Annotated in this window: 16 protein-coding genes; 1 reads left to right on the top strand and 15 read right to left on the bottom strand. The window is 45.5% G+C overall.

Going from position 1 to position 18,750, the window contains the following annotated elements; all coding sequences use genetic code 11:
• Positions 1-43: 43 nt before the first annotated feature.
• The 7 genes from OIM59_RS04355 to OIM59_RS04325 all read right to left on the bottom strand — a co-directional run bounded on the left by OIM59_RS04355 (position 44) and on the right by OIM59_RS04325 (position 7,014).
• Positions 44-1,252, bottom strand: a complete 1,209-nt coding sequence (locus OIM59_RS04355; protein WP_299171022.1) for a TlpA disulfide reductase family protein — start codon at positions 1,250-1,252, stop codon at positions 44-46.
• A 115-nt stretch (positions 1,253-1,367) separates the two neighbouring features.
• Positions 1,368-2,639: a M56 family metallopeptidase gene (locus OIM59_RS04350; protein WP_303895320.1), complete on the bottom strand. Its 1,272-nt coding sequence runs from the start codon at positions 2,637-2,639 to the stop codon at positions 1,368-1,370.
• Positions 2,640-2,679: 40 nt separating this feature from the next.
• Entirely contained in the window at positions 2,680-3,045 is a 366-nt protein-coding gene (locus OIM59_RS04345) for a BlaI/MecI/CopY family transcriptional regulator (RefSeq protein WP_303895318.1), read from the bottom strand.
• Between the two features lie 253 nt (positions 3,046-3,298).
• Positions 3,299-4,432 (bottom strand): lipopolysaccharide assembly protein LapB, encoded by a 1,134-nt coding sequence (locus tag OIM59_RS04340; RefSeq protein WP_303895316.1) that lies wholly within the window; start codon positions 4,430-4,432, stop codon positions 3,299-3,301.
• A 118-nt stretch (positions 4,433-4,550) separates the two neighbouring features.
• Positions 4,551-5,315 (bottom strand): hypothetical protein, encoded by a 765-nt coding sequence (locus OIM59_RS04335; protein ID WP_303895313.1) that lies wholly within the window; start codon positions 5,313-5,315, stop codon positions 4,551-4,553.
• Between the two features lie 921 nt (positions 5,316-6,236).
• On the bottom strand, positions 6,237-6,662 hold the full coding sequence (locus OIM59_RS04330) for a hypothetical protein (protein ID WP_303895310.1): 426 nt from the start codon (positions 6,660-6,662) through the stop codon (positions 6,237-6,239).
• Complete coding sequence (locus OIM59_RS04325; protein ID WP_299171038.1) at positions 6,652-7,014, bottom strand: hypothetical protein; 363 nt, start codon at positions 7,012-7,014, stop codon at positions 6,652-6,654. The genes OIM59_RS04330 and OIM59_RS04325 overlap by 11 nt, the downstream gene beginning before the upstream one ends.
• A gap of 1,141 nt (positions 7,015-8,155) precedes the next feature.
• Between OIM59_RS04325 and tpx the strand changes: the two genes are divergently transcribed.
• Complete coding sequence (gene tpx, locus OIM59_RS04320; RefSeq protein WP_303895306.1) at positions 8,156-8,761, top strand: thiol peroxidase; 606 nt, start codon at positions 8,156-8,158, stop codon at positions 8,759-8,761.
• A 25-nt stretch (positions 8,762-8,786) separates the two neighbouring features.
• Here the strand turns inward: tpx and OIM59_RS04315 are convergent, their stop codons facing one another.
• The 8 genes from OIM59_RS04315 to OIM59_RS04280 all read right to left on the bottom strand — a co-directional run bounded on the left by OIM59_RS04315 (position 8,787) and on the right by OIM59_RS04280 (position 18,741).
• The gene (locus OIM59_RS04315) at positions 8,787-9,992 is read right to left on the bottom strand and encodes an acyloxyacyl hydrolase (RefSeq protein WP_303898160.1); all 1,206 of its coding nucleotides are present in this window, start codon (positions 9,990-9,992) and stop codon (positions 8,787-8,789) included.
• A gap of 13 nt (positions 9,993-10,005) precedes the next feature.
• Positions 10,006-10,992: a hypothetical protein gene (locus tag OIM59_RS04310; protein ID WP_303895303.1), complete on the bottom strand. Its 987-nt coding sequence runs from the start codon at positions 10,990-10,992 to the stop codon at positions 10,006-10,008.
• A 169-nt stretch (positions 10,993-11,161) separates the two neighbouring features.
• Positions 11,162-12,130, bottom strand: a complete 969-nt coding sequence (locus OIM59_RS04305) for a sterol desaturase family protein (protein ID WP_299171052.1) — start codon at positions 12,128-12,130, stop codon at positions 11,162-11,164.
• 23 nt (positions 12,131-12,153) lie between these two features.
• Positions 12,154-14,667 (bottom strand): TonB-dependent receptor, encoded by a 2,514-nt coding sequence (locus OIM59_RS04300; protein WP_303895299.1) that lies wholly within the window; start codon positions 14,665-14,667, stop codon positions 12,154-12,156.
• 13 nt (positions 14,668-14,680) lie between these two features.
• The gene (locus OIM59_RS04295) at positions 14,681-15,826 is read right to left on the bottom strand and encodes an imelysin family protein (protein ID WP_303895296.1); all 1,146 of its coding nucleotides are present in this window, start codon (positions 15,824-15,826) and stop codon (positions 14,681-14,683) included.
• Positions 15,827-15,845: 19 nt separating this feature from the next.
• Positions 15,846-16,970 (bottom strand): DUF4856 domain-containing protein, encoded by a 1,125-nt coding sequence (locus OIM59_RS04290; RefSeq protein ID WP_299171059.1) that lies wholly within the window; start codon positions 16,968-16,970, stop codon positions 15,846-15,848.
• A 17-nt stretch (positions 16,971-16,987) separates the two neighbouring features.
• Positions 16,988-17,626: a hypothetical protein gene (locus OIM59_RS04285; protein ID WP_139255725.1), complete on the bottom strand. Its 639-nt coding sequence runs from the start codon at positions 17,624-17,626 to the stop codon at positions 16,988-16,990.
• Positions 17,627-17,646: 20 nt separating this feature from the next.
• Positions 17,647-18,741 carry a DUF4302 domain-containing protein gene (locus OIM59_RS04280; RefSeq protein WP_299171065.1) on the bottom strand — a complete coding sequence of 365 codons (1,095 nt, stop codon included), beginning with the start codon at positions 18,739-18,741 and terminating at the stop codon, positions 17,647-17,649.
• Between the last annotated feature and the right edge of the window lie 9 nt (positions 18,742-18,750).

Genomic DNA, 18,750 nt, shown 5'->3' with positions numbered 1-18,750 from the left:
TCTACAGAAAATGCAAGGTATTGGAAGAATACGTTTTTTCGGTCTACAAGTTCGCTTTTATCTTCTTTTCAATCTCTGCATCTGTTGTCTTTTCTGCATAGCCTTGAAACTTTGCAATTATCATGCGGTCTTCACCTATCAAATAAAACTGCGGAACTCCACTACCGGCCTGATAATCATTTATAAGTTTAGCAATTATATCCTTATCGGCAGTCAGAAAACGGTATTCTATTCCCTGGTTTTTCACATACGCTTCACAAGATGATTTCGACCTTCCCCACGTTTCTACAGCCAGCACTTCAAGCTCGTTCACCGCATATTCTTTTCTCAACCTGTTCAAGAAAGGAATCGAAATCTTGCATGGTCCACAGCCTATCCCCGTGAACTGCAACAAGATGACCTTCGACTTTATACTACTTAAAGAAACCTTCTGACCGTTCATGTCAGTAAGCGTCCAGTCTGGAGCTTTTTTACCCGTCATATCCACTGTCGCCTTCTGAGACTTCTCTCCTTTTATACGCCGCACATAATCTGCCGGATAATAATCTTCCGCTACAATTTTTCCCTTTCCTGCAGGATTATACACAAAATCGGAACAAATATTCTCACTGATGCTATGCTGCATCTCCCTGCGATAACGATAAGGCATGTCATCTTCTTTTGAAATCCAGATTTTGTAAATAGATGTCGGATCATATATATACGGATTCTGCGGCATGTAACAAGCCTTACCAAAGAACTCCACCTGATACGGTGTATGGATACTTAATTCCATCAGATAATCTTTCCCCTCATCCTTCAAGCTAAGGACTATGCTATCCTGAGTATTCAATGCATACTCAAGAATGGATTTCATGCAACCAAAAGCTTGCGGCATAATAACTCTGAACGGAAGGGGACTTTTCTGAGTGAAATCATCTATCCGTACTTCTTTTTCCTCTTTCTCTATATAAGCAAACACAGTTCCGTCATATACCCAAAGCGGTTGCCTGAATTCCTTATCCGAGGCACACAAGAAAGAATACCCCACAGCCGTATCCTGCGGATTCACATGCTCATAAATTTCTCTTGGCACACTGTACACCGGCTCTGTGTCTCCCGGCTCCCATGCCTTTATCACACAATGATAGGTTACCGATTCTACGGCATTCATTTTCTCCAGCACATGCGACAGATAGTCCGTCTCTCTATTTTGTCCGTAACCCGGCAGGGCCAATAAGATAGAGGAAAATAATATTGCGGTAATTTTCATGGTATTATATTTTTATAAAAATGAGTCCGCTTTCAAATGCGGTTTCTTTCAACTTCTCTCAGAAGTACATAAAGCATACGTAAAACCCATTTGAAAGCGGACTTCAAAAAACTAATTACTGAAGTCTGAACGTAACAGGCACGGTGAACTTCACTCTCACGACCTCTCCCTTCTGCATGCCCGGCTTCCACTTAGGCATGGTCTTCAGCACGCGCAAAGCTTCCGCATCCAAATCCGGGTCCACAGAACGAACCACATTGAACTCGGTAGGGGTTCCGTCTTTTTCTACCACAAACTGCACGATTACCCGTCCCTGCACATTGTTCTTCATGGCACTTTCCGGATATTTCACATTGTCTTGAAAGAATTTCAACATTTCCTTCATTCCTCCCGGAAATTCAGGCATCTGTTCCACTACGTCATACGCTTTTTCTTTTGCCACACTGTCAATAGGAACCGCTACCACGGAATCCGGTGCGACGGTTTCTTCTTTGGCATCCTGTTTTTCGGATGCTCCCTGCGAGCAGGAGGTGTTTCCGGCAACGAGTAGAGCAAAGGCCGGAAGCATGAACAGTGCATATTTAATACGCCCTGTTCCGTTTGATTTTTTCTTGTTCATCATAATGATACGTTTTTTAAGATGAGAGAAATTGAAATTATTGGATAATCCATACTTGTGGCTATAGGCCAACCCAAGCAGGTGATATTGATAACTCTTGGTGGCGAATCCCGCTTCCACGACTCTCTTGTCGGCCAGGAACTCCAGATTGAGCCGGACTTCCCGTTTCAGCAGCCAGGCAAAAGGGTTCATCCAGCAGCAGATGCTGGCCATCTCGGCAAGAAGCACATCGACGGAATGTCGCTGCTTTACGTGCGCCATCTCGTGCGTCAGGATTTCGTCCAGTTCGTCTTCCTTCACTATTGCCGGATTCAGGAAAATCCACCCGAAGAAAGAGAAGGGTCCGGACGAGCCATTCAGGCATTTCACACGGATGCCGTTTATCGTCTTCTCCGGCGTACGCAAAATCAGGTGCCACAAGCTGCACGTCTGCACGAGAAACCGGACAGACAGCACCAGCACTCCGGCAAGGTACAGGTATTTCACCCAATCGGACAACACCCACACGCCGTTTCCCGCTTCCGCCGTTTCACTTCCCACCACTATTTCCGGCAACACGAACGAATAGTCGAAATGCGTGAGCATAATCAGGCTGTCACGACTTTCCAGCCATTCCCGCACGTCGACCAGCGGCAACACAAAAGGCAGCACCAGCGCCAGCAGCAGAATGAATCTTCTGGAACGGAAGAACGTGTCCCGCGTACATACCAGCTTGTACAAGGCGTAAAACAGGACCAGTCCGAGATTGACTTGAAGAAGATATAACATAGTAAAAAAAGATTTAAAAGGTAAGTAAATCTAAAATGTTCTATTTGTCTTTCCGTTTCTCAATCAGGTCGATAATCTCGTTCAGCTCGTCCTTGGAAATTTTCTGCTCCTTGGCGAAGAACGACACCATCTCCTTGTAAGAGTCGGCAAAATAGTTGCGCACGAGGTTGCCCACCGAATTGCGGGTATATTCCTCCTGCGCTACCAGCGGCGTATAGCGGTAAGTGTTCCCAAACTTTTCGGCCTTCAGGTAGCCTTTCCGCTTCAGGTTGTTCACAATCGAGGCCACCGTGGTATAAGGCGGCTTCGGCTCGTCATAACATGCCACGATTTCTTTCACGAAACACGGGCCCAAATGCCAGATGAAACGCATGGTCTCTTCTTCCTGATAAGTTAGCTTTTCCATATCGAATCTGTTTTTCTACGAACTTTTCGCAAATCTACGAAGTTATCGTAATAACTATTCAAACAAACAGTTAATTAATTTAAAAGGAAAGATTATTTTTTCTTATCTCACCCATACACAGCCAAAATCGTACCGCGGATTCAGATTTTCCACAGACAATCCCTCCTGTTTGATTCCAATAATACGCCCACATTTTTAAGCCTTGAATACTACAGGAATATGACAATTTGGAAATCATCAAATTCATATAACATTATTTAGGAATCCCATATTTGAAGAATTCTTCTTCTTTGATTGCTTGCAGACGATTCTGAGCCTCTTTATATGAACGTTTTATAACTTCTGTCACACCATTATCTAAGAGGTCTACAGAATTCACAAAACGTTGGTAATATAGTTTTTCTTTTTTTGTATCCTTCAAAATGCCATATATGCGCGCTATTTTATAAATTGAAAAAAGAGAGGAAGGGACAATCTCAAGGCAGCGGTTCAAATAGCATATACTTTCTCGGTACTTGTGTCTGCTAAAATATGCGTCGGAAACAGCTTCATTCAAGGCAAACATTAAAGTTGTGTCTGGTTGCAATAAGGTTATGGCTTTTTGTATGTATTTTATGCCCTCGTCCTTAAAACCTATTTTAATGCCTATTAATCCTAATTGTGAAAGGATATATGGATTTTCCCTTTTCTTTTGATTTGCTTTGACAAAGTTATCGTATGCCTGATTCAGACTATCTATTTTAGCATAACATAATCCCGTATAATAATATGTCTCACCGCTATTGTCTTGTGACAATAATAGTTTCCTATATAGGGATAATGCCTTTTCATATTCATTTTTGAGATAAAAAGAGAAAGCCCGCTGTCTGTTGATGAATACATTAGTTGAATCATTGGAAACATATTTTTCAGTTACAGACAGAGCTGAATCCGGTTGCTCCTGTATGTTGTATGCAGATGCAAGACTTGCTATAATTTCACTGTCAAATGGATATTCATCAATGATTCTTTTACCGACCAATAGCATGGAATCTCTTTCTGACATCTGCTTATGTAGGTTATATTTGAATCTCAAATCCATTTGAGTCAAACTGTCTGCTGGTATCTTATTCAAGAAAAGCTTAGAAAGACCATATTGCCCCCTTTTCATATAACATTGTGCTATTTTTCTGATATAAAGGAGTCTATAATCAGTTTCAAGGCTTTTTTTATACCAACGAAGCGCACCATAATAATCGAAATTTTTCTCCAGACTATCTCCTTTTTGATAATATTCAGCAGATAGTTTATAAAATTGAATTACATCCGTATCATTGTTTGTCGATTGGGCAGCAAGGGTATGAGAACATAGTAAAACAGTCATTAAAAACAAAATATTAGTTTTCATTATTTCTTGGATTAAAGGGTTATAACTGTCTAGGCCAGTTTGATGTGAAAGTACCGGCTGTTTATCTTGAAACCTTCGTCTAAATACCACGTGTTGAGTTTACACTTGCATACAGTTTCTACTTTGTATAGAATTTCTGTTTTTCAAAATCAAACACAGATACAGCCCCTTCGAAGAATTTCAGCCCGACACTTCCTTCCACCGTAAATTTAGGCAATGCAGAAGTTATGGCAACAACCTGCTTTTCAAAACCTCGGTTGCACAGACTGGCCTTTTCTGTGACGATTGCTTCTGCTACAAGTACTCCTTTTTTGTTGTATGCTTTCTTCAACTCAATATCCTGATTATCATGAAGGAATCCCTGCACAACCTGACTTTGCTTCATCAGGAAAACAAAAGACGCGTTACCCAAGTCAAGCAAATAATTACCGGGGAGAGAATAGTTCTTACCATCCTTCTCAAAGTCAAGATGTGTCTTGACGGCAGGCATTCCCATATAACTGTTGTAGTTGATGGCTGTAGCTGCATAATCTCCAACCTCCGATTGGAATTGTTTTCTGCTCATTGAGCAAAATTCCAGTTTTTCCATATCAAGTTTAATAATTCTGCTGCCATCCTCTGTATTATATATATTCTGTATCGGGATAGCGATTCCGCTGTAGGTGTTATAACCTGACAGAATAAAAATCTCACCGCAGTATTCCACATTGTTCCCTAATTGGACCTTTCCTTTTGCCTTGTGGGTGATATCATAGACTTTTCCACCGAGATTCATGTTCTCATTTCCCTGTGTCCGAGTATAATCAAGATTGATGGCTTCCTTGTTTTCAAACGCATAAAGAGAATCCATCACCATGACAAAAATGCCGGATTCCAACATCATTTTAGCCGGAGCTTTTTCATTAATTAGGGTTTCAAAATAATAATGACCATTCTCTTTCTTCAATGCAAAAGAGCCATCACTATTTGACTGAGCAAAGATAGTATTGCAACTAAACAATACTATTGATAAAAATGACACAAAACTTTTCATATAAATATCTCCTATATATTATACTTTCAGTAATTCATAATAAAAATTAAAGGCTTATGAACAAAGAATTCAGCTCGTCATAATGGACCACAGTTTCTTTCACGAAATACGGGCCCGAATGCCAGATGAAACGCATAATCTCTTCTCCTGATAAGTTAGCTTTTCCATATCGAACCATGTCTTCTACGAACTTTTCGCAAATCTACGAAATTATCGTAATTACTGCTTAAACAGATAGTTAATTAATTTAAAAGGAAGGATTATTTTTTCTTATCTCACCCATACACCCAAAATCGCAGCACGGATTCAGATTTTCCAACAGACAATTATACCAAACACTCCTGTTTGTTTCCAACAATGCGCCCACATTTTGAGAAGAGTATCTTATCGTTTTTTACGTTTCTCTGCCCAGAAACGTACGTCTTTCCTGGCGGAAACGTAGGTTTCCTTGCCGCAAAACGTACGTTTCCCGTAAGGAAAACGTAGAAAATGCCTTGACAGGTGGTTGTTTGCTCAAAGAGGTTTTCTATTTAAATACTCTACCATATATAGCCAAACTCTATTTGGCAAAGCCGATTTTTCCGGAACAGATATTTGCATGAATACAACTCGGTAGAACTGCTTGGAAAGAAGAAACCCGCCATTGACATGAAGTTCATCAATGACGGGCAACTTGCTATCTTCCGATTTTTATCTCGAATTCACGTTAAATACAAAACTTAAAGGACATAGATGTTTTGCTATCTCTTCCATCTCTACCTTGCCATATCTTCATCCATTGATAGGCAAATCATTTTTTATTAACTCCATCACATTTATCGGGGGGAGTATTATACCAGCTAATAAAGTTCCTTCTGATTTTGCATGGATGATACCACGTGCCGTACCGGTTACTATCGTGGCCATATAACGCAAAAAATCAATCGGTACTTTTTTTAATTGCTTAAGTTCCGATGTTCCGTCAGGGCTTATATCGAATGTACATTGTATTTCTGAAATCATCAACACATTCTCATCCTGCAAATATTCAAAATTTGAAATACACCGAATACTGTCCAGACCTTCATTATATCCGAAAGAAAATGATGTCTGTACAGTTATATCTTTGCCGTTAACGAATTTTTCCGGGAACAATGCAAACTGAGTGGTTTTTATTCCACTAATTCTATATGGTATTGTTGTCATTTTATGCGGCATCTTCTATTATTTTATTTGATAATGGCAATGTTGAAAACATATACTCTTTAGAAACCACAATGGTATTCTTATAAGATTGTGTCTCATCCTGAATATATTCATCCACATCTGTAAAACAGAATTCCGGAATTTTTCCAATAGCTAATGACAATTGTATGAATTTACTTAGTTTATGGTCAAAATCTCCTGACAATAGCTGAGTAATATATCCCTTAGAACAACCTAAATATTCAGCCAACTGAGTCTTATTGAAATTCTTTTCTTTCATAAAAGCCTCAATCTGACGATATAATTCCATTTGGATTGATGCCGTCCAGTACTCCGGACTTTTCAATAATTCTTTTCTGTCCATTTGATTATCCTTTTGTTGAGTCTATATATTCTTTCTTGATTCTCCTAAAAATAGTTGTATCATCTTTTTGATTGGATTTCGTTCCGCCCAAAATTATAAGTTTACCTTCATTTATCACTATACCATAAACCCTTAAATGCTTGCTTTTAAACTCAAACTCCCTATAACCTCCTTTATCTTTATTATAGAAATGAAATTTATTTTAGGCAAGGACTTCAGATTGGCCACCTGATCCATATACGCATATATAGTTTTTAATTCTGACTTATACTCCTCTTCCACATCATTCTCAAACTCGTCCATTTGGCAAGTACCATCTTTAATGAGTTTGTAGAATTTCTGTATTCCTTTGACCGCGTCTATGTTTCTAATTTCAAAGTTAGGCATAAAAGTTTAGTTACAACTAATCAATTGCTTTTTATATTTTTTATATCACATATAATCCATTCTACAAATATTGTAATTCCAAAGAAGTCTTTCAAGGGATTCTATTTGCTACTCGCAGCTATCCTCCATACTCTACATATCCAATCAGACAGACATAACAGTCCACCATTCTGTATAAGATTATTCACAATAATAGGTTTTATTCATTACATAATCAAATTATGAGTTTTTAAGTTTCAGACAAAAGTATAAATAAAATTAATATTGTAACTACGCAACTTAAATCCATTTTATAATAGCCGCATCAACCCTGTGGTCGAACAAATCCTTGCTATATGCAGCATGCCTTCCGCAAGAACCTAAAAGCACGATGCTACAAATCAATGCCAAAATCAGCCCTGTTGTATGATGTCCTGTAACCGTGCAACGCCAATGTACAATTCATTATGTTCAAGCCATTAGATACATTTATCAGAAGAATGAGTGACTTCCAAACGGGAAAACCGCATCAACCATTTTTCTAATTCCTTCTTATCCATGATTATTCTTTTATTTAAGGTTCAATAAAGTGATGAATAATCACTATTCATAAATCTAAAAAATTTTTGTCCTAATCTCCCAACATTCATCCTACTATCTTCATCGATTCCTCCCGAACCAGTCCATAACCAAATCCGGAAAGAATTCCCATTCCATTTGGAGAATCGAAAAATCTCCGTATCTTTAGCGCCCTAACCCTTAATTGTTTTTTGATATGAGAAAAATCAGTAACATCTTAGGAATGACGGCGGTATGCCTGCTCTGCCTGTCACTGAATGCGGCAGCCAGCCCATCTGCCAGCAACTCACCGCAGGAAAAAAGAGAGACTGTTGTTTGCCGGGGAGTGGAAGCACACACTTCCGGACCGATGGTCAAAGTGGGAGAAACGGCCCCCGACTTCCGGGCAGTCAATGCAAAAATGGAAGAGGTCAGCTTGTCGGACTACAAAGGAAAAAAAGTGATTCTGAACATTTTCCCCAGTCTGGACACACCGACGTGTGCGCTGTCTGTCCGACAGTTCAATGCCAAGGCGGCAGGATTGGCAAATACTGTGGTGTTATGCCTTTCCATGGACCTGCCTTTCGCACAGTCACGCTTCTGTTCTACCGAAGGACTCGACAACGTGGTGCCGTTGTCGGTGTTCCGCAGCCGGGATTTTGTGGCCCATTACGGTCTGCAACTGACTGACGGACCGTTGGAAGGACTGATGGCACGGGCGGTCATCGTGGTAGACGAAAATGGAAAGGTATGCTATACGCAGCTGGTGAAAGACATCTCCCACGAACCTGACTACGAGGCTGCACTGAAAGCCGTGCAATAACCAATCTCCAAAGTGAAGGGAATCCTTATTCCCTTCCTTTGGCATTGAAACGGAACCCTACTCCCAGCATCAGATTGTTGGGGTCCTTGAAATCACGAAGCTGGTAGCCCACATGCAGGAAGAGGTTCTTGGTGATATCCGTTTTCAAGGCCAATACCTGATAAAAAGCGTCGGTGTCAGCTCCCTGACAAATGACATTCCGCCCTATTCCCAGATTGATGGAAAAAATGGGCATCACAATTTCAGCACGCAACGAAAGTCCGACGGCAAACTGTTCCCGGAACGGAGGACGATAGAACTTGATGGTCTCTGCATCGGGAGTTGTCACACTGTTGGCGATATGACGGGAAATGTTCGCACTTTCATCGTACTGGGCATCCAATGACACACCGGCCCGGAAATAGCGGCTGAAATTATACATCGGTGTAAAATTCAGCCCCAGAATGCCAAAGGAACCGGGCACCAGAATAGGGGTACCGTCTTCCAGAAACACCCCTTTCTTCCGGGTAGAGCCATACACAATCAAATCGTAACTGAGATAGGGTTTGAAAGCCAGACGACGAAAGGTACAGGACGAAGCCGCAGGACGCTCCACTTCAGTGCTTCCACCGAAATAGCGGGTGATGCCGATAGTGGCTCCCACCGTATTTACCCCCGCATTGGGATAGCCCGTATTCCCGTTCGAGAAATGGGTAGCGGCAATCCCGGCCCGCAGACTGGTCTGCGCATCCAGCTGCCAGTTCAACAAAAATCCCAGATGAATATAAGCGTTCACCTTAGAGCCGACCACCCGGTTGTAGGGATTCGATTCGGCATCAAACTTTTTCCACCCGAAAGAGGCCCCGAAATTCCATTCATAATCAAAGGACAAACGAGGAGTGATACTCGCAATACGGGAAGTCTGGAACACATAAACAGACCAGGGATTCCCCACTTCGGCCGAATTGGAAAAGGTGTGATACCCCACTCCGATACCTTGCAGGGCATGAGGATACATCCGGCCGAAATATGAATCGGGGGCAAACTTGAATCCGTATTTCAGGTTGACCGACAGGTTTTTCCGAATGGGAGCAGAAGCCGCATTGTTCCCGGCAAAAAACTCATGGGTAGGAAACACATAGGCCGGCTTCAGGTCAAAGCCTACCGCATGTACCATCTTATGGGAAAGGCTGTCACGGTCGCCTGCATACAACGACAGGGCGCAAGTGCACAAGGCTGCACCTACGTACATCCTGACTGTGAATCTATTCATCTTCATTGGTAATGTCAAAAGGTATTATCAAATAATCGAACGGAGTTGAACTGGAAAGGGTCCCGGAAAATATCATTTTCTTTCCGGTAAACGAATTGGAAAGATAAACCTTATAAGGTACATTATACTTCTTCATTCCGGTAAAGACTTCCAAGCGTACTTTCCTACCGGGTTCCACTTTCTTCACAACCCCCAGATTCTTATCCAGTCCCGCATCCAGTCTTTGCTCCTGAACACAGAAAGGCACCTTCGTGCCATATAATCCTGGCACGCCATTCACCACATCCGGAATCTCAATCTGGGAAAGAGAATCTTCCAACAATTGCTGTACAGCTTCTCTCTCTATATTTTCACTGTTATTCCACATGTAAAATTCTACTGTACGAACTGAATTGCGGTAGGGATAAAAACACACTGTCACGGGCTGGGTACTGTTCAAGGTATTCACTACCATTTCGCCTACCGGCTCCAACATATTGTCATAAAAAGAAAACTGACTCCAGTCGTATGCCACACTGTCTACCTGATATTTCCTTGTCGGTGCAAAAGAAATTTGAATCATCTTTTCCTCGTAACGGTTGCCTACCCTGATTACGGCCTCAAACGGCCAGTCATAAAGGTTCTCTCCGGCAATCAGATGCAATTCGCGACTGTTCCTTTTTTCCACCTGAAAATCCAGAAAGGAATTCCGGCAATGCACAATACCGGTTTCGCCTTCTTCAAGCGGAAGCGATTTTCTGTTTTTCCCTTCCAGGTCGGTGACAAACACCGACAAGTCTTCCCGCAGATTATCCAAACTCACAATTTCCCAATTATCGGTTTCGAAACGGACAGTCACGTCTGTCTCATCCTCCGAAAGGGAAACAGTCGGACAATCCGTCAAAAATTCATCAATAAAGACCTCGCTGTTGCATCCGGCCAACACCGACATCAAACTTAGGACACTGCATTGCAGCATACGGAGAGTGCTTTTCATCATACTTTTGTTCATTACATTCAAACATGGTGCATCTTGTCGGCAAACAGGCTGCCGGCCTTGGGCGTGTAAAATTAGAGCTTTTTTGGAAATGACAAATAGATTCTCATAAAAAAGCCCGCCATTGAACTATTTTTAGCAATGACGGACTCCCGGTCTTCTTCTACTTTGCCTACCTACGCCGTATCCGGCAACCAGAACCCCGAAGAAGAGCGACACATCCCTTGAAAGGAGAAAGCAAATTTCCGGCGATGGTATTCGAAGCATGAAGTCCCCGACCCGGCAAACCAAAGTGCAGGTCTTTTTCCGGACAATCGGCAGAACGTACCCAGGTGCGGCACCAGTAATCCCAGATGGCCAGGCGGGAACCGAAGTTGCTATGGCAGAACCGGGCCTCGTCACTGTGATGAATCTGGTGCTGATAAGGGCTCATCAACACCACTTCCAGCCGCCGCGGATATTTCAACGGCACAGAAGAATGGCGGAGATTGGCACCGGCCATGAAGAACAGGAAACTGAACGAGTTGACACCCCAGATGGTGGCGCGGGCCACCAGATGATTGTTGAAATAAAAGAAAAGTCCGGTCACCAACACGAAAGCCGCCATTCCTTGCAGGTTCTGCAACAGAATCTCCACGGGATGCATGCGATAAAGCGTAAACGGATTCATGACCGTGGCCGAATGATGCACCTTGTGAAACTCCCATAAATAGCGGTTGCGGTGCAGGTAGTAATGAGTGACAAAGACAAAAAAGTCTTTCACGAGAAACAAAGCCACGGGATAGCAGAATGCCACCCACAGACTGGAAGAAGCGTCCGGACGGGACCCCAGCCAATCGGTCAGCTGCATGGACAAGGCGTAGGCCAGCATGGAGCCGACCGACAAATAGGGTACGATGCATACCGCCTTGAAGCACAAACCAATGAAAAACAGTCCGTAGTCCGTACGGGCTGAACCGCTCCACCAGTTACGCTTGGCAAACAATTCCCGCCAGCTTTCCGCAAACGATTTTCCATGTACAAAATAAAAAAGGCAAAGCCCTATCAGTCCGGACATCAGAAGATAGCCGATAAAGACTCTTCGTGCCGGGTCGAACAAATATGCCACCGGCAGCCAGACTGCTTCTTTAAATAATTCCATCCAATTCATTTTTCATTATTAATTTAAAAATGTAATTCCAGAGTCAGCATCATGTTGAACGGAGCCGAGGGAATGATGCCCGGCCCCGGATAGCCTGTAGCCCTGCGGGTCATATAAATCTCGTTCCCGATGTTCTGCAAAGAGAGTACCAGTCCCACATAACGGGTGGCTTGGTAGCTGACACTTGCATCGACCACACAGAAACCGGGGATAGCTCCATAGATACCATACACTCCGTCGTTGGGGTCCATCGGTTCATTGGAAGCGTCGGTGTACTGGAAAGAGGAACCGCTCACCTGCACGGCTGCCGAAAAGCGCCGGAAACTCACATTGAGTCCTCCTTTCAGGTTATACAACGGCACAAACTCTATCTGCTTCCGGGACTGCCCCAGGTAACGGGAGCCGGTCACAGCCACACTGGCATAGACTTCCGGCTTCAAATCTTCGTGAATCACCCAGGCAAAGGAAGACAAGTCGACAGAACAAGTGCCTTCCACCCCATAACTGATACCGTTCCCCACATTGTCACGATAACGGTGGTAGGTGCCTTTCATCTCCGGATTTTCCCGATAGTACTCTCCGATACGGTTACCGTAGTAGAGGAAGAAAGCACTGACATCATAACTGAGCAAACTCTTTCCGCGGGAACGGATGCCCACATCGCTGGAATAGCCCGACTCATCCTTCAAGTCGGGATTGACGGCCAGTCCAGGCGATACGGTACGCATGTCATTGAACGTAATGGCCCGGTAATTCCGGGTGGCGTTGGCATAGAACTCGGCACGGGGCAACTTGCACGAGGCCGCAATTCCGGCCAGGAGGATGGTACGGTTCTTATGCACCCGGTCTTTCAGCACGTCGTTCTGCAGCTGGGGAGTTCCGTCGGTGTACGCCACGCGGTAGTGTGACAGTTCTCCCAAGATTCCGGTACGGATAATCTCTAAACGCAGCCCCGGCACCACGGTCCACTTCTCTCCCAGACGGAGGGAAGCCTCACTGAAGCAGGCCAGGTTCAGGTTGGGATAACGGTAGAAAGAATGTAGCCCCACCTTGCCGTTCATGTCCGACAAATCCGTGGTCCGCTCCACCGGCGTGAAATCGGGGTCTTTTCCCCGGCTGCCCGGAGCCTGTTCCCCCGTATTCCGCCCCTGATAGTATTTCATGCCGACCACCCACGAAGATTTCACCTCCGACCGTGGAAGACGGAATCGCTTCAAGTAGCGGGCCTCCATGCTCCAGTTGACAAAGATACCGCGCTGCAGGTCCCGCTCTACATTCTGAGGGTCGGGCGAACCGACCCGCTTGGTGTGGTATCCCACCGTAAAGCGGCGGGCATACAAACCGACCGCATGGAAATTCACTTCATCCCCACTCTCCTCAAAGGTTTTCCGATACTTGAACGACAGGATGTTCCAGTCCACCATGAACCAGTTGCGTTCCCGGTTGCTTTGGTAGGGATTCTCTGCAAACATCTTGTCGGTCAGTCCGCCGGGCTGGTGTTCCAGATAATGGTATTTCAGCACATCCAGCTTGTAGAGTTCATACGTACTGGGCCGGTAGAAGAACTGTCCCAGTACACTGTATCCTTTGAAGTCGGCATTGGGACGGCAGCCGTTTCCCTTCTTGACCGTTCCCGACAGGTAGTAGGCAAATTTGCCCAGTGTACCCGACAGACGGGTATAAGAACTCAGGAAGCCGTAACTGCCATACGACACATGCTGCCGTACCTCCATTTTCTTGTCGGCCGGAGGCTCCGAAAGTTTGAAGTTCACCATCCCACCAAACTGTGAGCCGTACTGCAAGGCCGAAGCCCCACGAAACACCTGCACCTCCTTAATGTCGTTGGCATTGGGGGTGTAATAACTTTCCGGATAGCCCAACGGGTCGGCACTGATGTCGTAGCCGTTCTGCCGCATATTGAAATTGGAAGAACGGTTGGGGTTCAGTCCCCGGGTACCGATGTTCAGTTGCAGACCGCCCTCACTTCCTTCCTGAATCGTGATGCCAGGCACGTTCCGGAACAACTGACGGGTATTGTTGGCCGCTTTGTTGAACAGCATATTTTCCGTCAAAGTCACATTGCTTTTTTTGCCGGCAAAAATCATGGCCTCCTCCACATCCCGCATAAAACGCTGCCCCTGTTCCTTGCGGGAAGCACTGCCCTTCACCTGTACCTCACCCAGCATATATTCCTGCGGGCGGAAAGACAGGTCGCACCGCACGGAATCACTCTCCGTCAGCTGTACGTTAACGTAAGCTACCTTGTCGGGCTGTCCGCAGCGACGGAACATCAACGAAAGGAAGGTGTAGTCGGGACGCTTCACGGTAAGTGCATACCCGGTTCCTTTTTCATTGGTCTGCACCTGTACCGACTGATTACCCGCCAGTCCGAAAACTTCCAGACAAACAGGTCCTTTCACCTGCCTTTCTTCCCATTGGATGTCGCCGTAGAGATGCAGCAGCGACTGAGAAAATCCCGGCACAACCCACCCGATGCTTCCACCACATAAAATGATACACAATAAAATCTTTCTCATCTTTCCTCCGTTTTTAATCGCCCTCTTCGCCGTCGCTGTACGTCACCGTAAGTCCCAACGCCGACACGACTTCCGTTTTCAAGATTCCGACCACTTTCTGCAATTCCGCATACACCCGCTTCAGTTTTTCCGTTCCTTCCGGAGTTTCAGCCAACCGGGCCAGATCGGCAGTCTCATCATCCAGCTCGGCATGCAGTGCCGTGAACACCTGTTCCATTTTTTGCAGAATCTCCGTTCTCTTGGAGGGAGGAAGGTACTCTCCCAACATCGTAGCAAAAGAAAGCGCTCCGTTCTTGGCCGACGACGCTCCGTAAGGATAACCGTCGTAGAAACGCTGGAAAGCCTGAACAGACTGAACCAGCAGGCGGGTGGAAAGTCCCTCTCCATGGTAATAAGCCTCCACCGTCATCGGCTCCGGCTGATGGACTGAGACTCCATAAATACCCACCGGAATGCCGACCTTGGCCGTCCGGATATTGGCTTCAAAGTTACTCATCAGCAGGTTGAGCACCACGTTCAGGCTGCCGCCCACGGAGAAATCATCGTTGCGCACAAAATTATCGCCACCTTTCTCATAAGACACATACACCGCCTCAGCCTGCTTCACCAACAACCGGGTCAATACCGGGAAGAAAGACAGATACTCTCTCCCCGTCTCTCCCGTCAAGTCCACACGGTCTGAATACAGTAAATAATCCAGTGCCGCATAGCCCAAGGCATTGGGCGACAAGACCCCACGGTCCAACCGTTCCGACAAAGCCTCCGCCGAATACCGATTCCGCACCGCATCCTCCAATTGTGTTTTATTCACCGGGAAACGGGCCGATACCGTGTACAAGCCATAAAGCTCTCCCACGAAATAAGGCTGGTCGAAAATAATCAAGTCTTGCAAGGACAGGAAAGCAGCCTCATACTGCCGCTTCAGCTCCACCAATTTTTCAGGATATTTCTCCAGTTCTCCAGCTATTTCATCCAAACGCTGCACCTGGGCCAGATAGCCCGCATAGGCGGGTAATATCTGTTGCCGATACCAGAAATCCAGGTATTGCGGATCAATCTTGGAGTTTCCATTGTATCCTTTGATGGGGGTGTACACACACGAGGTAAAACCCACCATGCCACATAGCAAGAAAAGGAAAATCAATATATAATTCTTCATGTCAGGTCAATGCATTTTTTTAGTTAAAATACTGATGTACCTTTTCGATGGCCGCACTGATGGAACCCTCATGCACCCCGGTGAGACGTTCCTTCTCCCACACACCGGTCTCATTCTGAATCAGTCCGTCATAAAGAGCGACTGCCTGTTCCAACGTAACTCGGGATTTTCCAGCCTCATCCTTCACAAACGGAAGGGCCAGGATAAACCCAAGTGCCTCTCCCATGGAATGGAAGTAACCTTCGCTCGGCACCGAGACCGTCCGTTCCAAAAAAGTCTGGCTTTCCCGCAAATAATAAACCGTACGCAAGGAAAACAACTTGAGCATCTGCCCACGAATAAAAGCGGCCTGCTTCCGCACTTCCTCCAGATTGTTGTCCCCAATGGCCTTCCGCCCCTTGTAAAAAGCCTGATAGACCGACGTATTGATGCCGCTCAGTCCCTGCATGCCCACCGCCTCTTTTTCAATATAGTTGGCCAGGAACAAAGGAGCCAGCCGATTCGGGTCTACGTCCAACGTGCCCAAATAGCCATAGGCCGTGTCCCAGTAATGCGCCATTTCCGTATAGTTCTTACCGGCCATCGGCGAGGCATTGTCTGCTTTCAGGGCCTTTTCCAGAAAATAATTGACCTTGTCCAGTGTCAAAGCACCCATCAGGGCTTTCTGGATGACTTGCCCCAGTTCCACCCCTCTTTCGTCGAGCATCCTGGATTCTTCATTCGACACGGCCACTGTACCCGATACACCCGGCTGCGCTTTCCGGTTGACCGCCTCACTGCCCACCAGCGCATACAGCTGTTCCGTCAATCCGGAAATACGGTCGGCCACCAGATACCTAAGAGCTTCATTCGTTGGAGAAAGTGCACCGGCAATAACCTTCCGGTAGTTCTCCAGCTGTTTGGAGAAATTACTCTGCGTCTTGCTGTTGATGGCATTGTTGAAATGACGGAAAGCCAGAATCATCTCCTTCGACTCCCCAATGTCGACCGTAGAAATTCCGTTTTGAGTAAACTTATATTCCATCAGGAGCTCCTCCTTCTTCTCTTCGGTTGAATCGGTCATTCTTTCCAGTTCTTTTTTCGCACAACCGGAGAGCAGACAGACTACACTCCCCATACAAATCCATAAGGTGATTTTTTTCATTTGATAAATTATTTAAGTTAAGGTAAATACATGGCTTTTGAATAAATCAGGTAGTCCACCCCGTAATCAGTGATATGGAAGGATTCCGCGTTCCGGCTATACTCGTACTGCATTCCGTAGAACGTATCATCGGCATCTCCGTTGACATAGAATTCCGAAGAGACATCCACCCTTCCATACGGACTGAGGAACACGGCAAAATAGAAGAGGTCGCCACTTTTCTTTTCAATCGTGTATTTCCGGTCCGCCTGCTTGCCGGAAAAAGACAATACTCCGTTACGTTCCCGGGAAGTAATGCAGTTCTTCCCGTCGTACAACGTATCGACCACCAGCCGATTATCAGTGTCCAAGTACTGAATCACCATAGCCGTCAGATTGGTCGGGTCCTGCCGGTTGTGAATGTCTGCCCGTGCATAGAAATTCAACTCTATTGAATAAGTATTCTTATCCTCCATCTGAAATTCGTCCGACGGAGTAACACCCCAGTCGCCCGGATGCTTCGGGAAACAGTTGAAAGGTACTCCCAGCTCCAACGGCAGCTTGTCGGCTTCCTTCAAGGAGATAAACTTGCTGTAATCTTCGGGCGGCATCTCCGCCGTTTCTTTCTGACAACCAACCAGCAGCACGGCCATGCCTACCCATACATAATATTTCATACGTTTCTTCATTTATCAATTCAATTAAATTTTATTCGGGCGGTATAAGGCCCTGCCACTCCTTCCCATTCCCGACTTCCTTTCTCTACAAACTCCTGAAACACGACCTCCTCGTTGAACTTCAGTCCGGGCAGGAAAAAGACTCCCTCTTCAGTGGCCATATATCCCGACCCCAACGCCGTGTAATACGTGCTGCCATCGTAGCCTTCCACCGTCTTTTCCGGCTGCTCGTTCTTATAGAACAGCTCATACTGCAAACGGTCGTAACGGGCCACCCGTTCTCCATTCTCCCGCGTATGTCCATAATGATAAGTCATGCGGTCGTCCATCAGTGTATAACCAAAATCCATGGTGCTCTGATACACCACCTCCCCGGTGGCCGTCAGCAGAATCTGCAGGACACAAGGACGCCGCGATTTCTGGTTGCCAGTGGCAAAAGAGCGTTTCCGGAACTGTTCTTTCCGGTCAATCCGCCGTTGCATCCGCTCCTTCCATTCCTCCATCGGAAAATCAAGAGGAGTGAGTTCTATCCATTCGGAACCCTCCCCCAGATAGTTTGCCGTACGCAACACGATTTTGTCTTCCTCCACCCGCACCGGAGAGAAGCGGTTTTCCACATTGACATCAAATCCTTTTAGCTGGTCGAGCATGGTAGGCGTCGTCAAAATCAGGTTCAATCCCTCCGCCACCTTTATCTCATAGTTTGCCTCCATCACCTCCAGATTGAATTCCGGCGCATAATAGGTTTTCCGCTCCATTTCCGTTCGGTCAGCCTCCGACTGCCGGAAAGCGATATCCGTCAGCATCTTCAGGGTGCCGTCGGGTTGGAACTTTACAAACAGATTATAGCCTCCCACTCCCAGACGGCGGGATAAGATTTCAGGATACAACGAGTTATAGTTCGTCTTTATATTTTCGGTGATATTCGTATTCAAATAATTATCCACTTGCGGGAAATAACGCACCAGCCATCCGTTTTCCGCTTGGCACAAGCGTTCCCGGAAACCCTTTGCCGCCGACAAGTCCTCAATATTGCTCACCGATACAGGTTCCTGCTTGCTGCACCCCATACCTAATCCGCAGGCCATCATTATATAAAAAATCAATTTTTTCATCACATTGTT

It is taken from the genome of Bacteroides mediterraneensis (assembly GCF_025993685.1).
Classification (GTDB): Bacteria; Bacteroidota; Bacteroidia; order Bacteroidales; family Bacteroidaceae; genus Phocaeicola; species Phocaeicola mediterraneensis_A.
The sequence above is the reverse complement of the archived record's forward strand: the minus strand, read 5'-3'. Positions and strand labels throughout refer to the sequence as shown.

What these genes read in the sequence shown, in the direction of transcription:
- OIM59_RS04355 (WP_299171022.1), bottom strand. Translation starts at nt 1,252, where the DNA reads ATGAAAATTACCGCAATATTATTTTCCTCTATCTTATTGGCCCTGCCG.
- OIM59_RS04350 (WP_303895320.1), bottom strand. Translation starts at nt 2,639, where the DNA reads ATGTTATATCTTCTTCAAGTCAATCTCGGACTGGTCCTGTTTTACGCC.
- OIM59_RS04345 (WP_303895318.1), bottom strand. Translation starts at nt 3,045, where the DNA reads ATGGAAAAGCTAACTTATCAGGAAGAAGAGACCATGCGTTTCATCTGG.
- OIM59_RS04340 (WP_303895316.1), bottom strand. Translation starts at nt 4,432, where the DNA reads ATGAAAACTAATATTTTGTTTTTAATGACTGTTTTACTATGTTCTCAT.
- OIM59_RS04335 (WP_303895313.1), bottom strand. Translation starts at nt 5,315, where the DNA reads ATGATGTTGGAATCCGGCATTTTTGTCATGGTGATGGATTCTCTTTAT.
- OIM59_RS04330 (WP_303895310.1), bottom strand. Translation starts at nt 6,662, where the DNA reads ATGCCGCATAAAATGACAACAATACCATATAGAATTAGTGGAATAAAA.
- OIM59_RS04325 (WP_299171038.1), bottom strand. Translation starts at nt 7,014, where the DNA reads ATGGACAGAAAAGAATTATTGAAAAGTCCGGAGTACTGGACGGCATCA.
- tpx (WP_303895306.1), top strand. Translation starts at nt 8,156, where the DNA reads ATGAGAAAAATCAGTAACATCTTAGGAATGACGGCGGTATGCCTGCTC.
- OIM59_RS04315 (WP_303898160.1), bottom strand. Translation starts at nt 9,992, where the DNA reads ATGTACGTAGGTGCAGCCTTGTGCACTTGCGCCCTGTCGTTGTATGCA.
- OIM59_RS04310 (WP_303895303.1), bottom strand. Translation starts at nt 10,992, where the DNA reads ATGATGAAAAGCACTCTCCGTATGCTGCAATGCAGTGTCCTAAGTTTG.
- OIM59_RS04305 (WP_299171052.1), bottom strand. Translation starts at nt 12,130, where the DNA reads ATGGAATTATTTAAAGAAGCAGTCTGGCTGCCGGTGGCATATTTGTTC.
- OIM59_RS04300 (WP_303895299.1), bottom strand. Translation starts at nt 14,667, where the DNA reads ATGAGAAAGATTTTATTGTGTATCATTTTATGTGGTGGAAGCATCGGG.
- OIM59_RS04295 (WP_303895296.1), bottom strand. Translation starts at nt 15,826, where the DNA reads ATGAAGAATTATATATTGATTTTCCTTTTCTTGCTATGTGGCATGGTG.
- OIM59_RS04290 (WP_299171059.1), bottom strand. Translation starts at nt 16,970, where the DNA reads ATGAAAAAAATCACCTTATGGATTTGTATGGGGAGTGTAGTCTGTCTG.
- OIM59_RS04285 (WP_139255725.1), bottom strand. Translation starts at nt 17,626, where the DNA reads ATGAAATATTATGTATGGGTAGGCATGGCCGTGCTGCTGGTTGGTTGT.
- OIM59_RS04280 (WP_299171065.1), bottom strand. Translation starts at nt 18,741, where the DNA reads ATGAAAAAATTGATTTTTTATATAATGATGGCCTGCGGATTAGGTATG.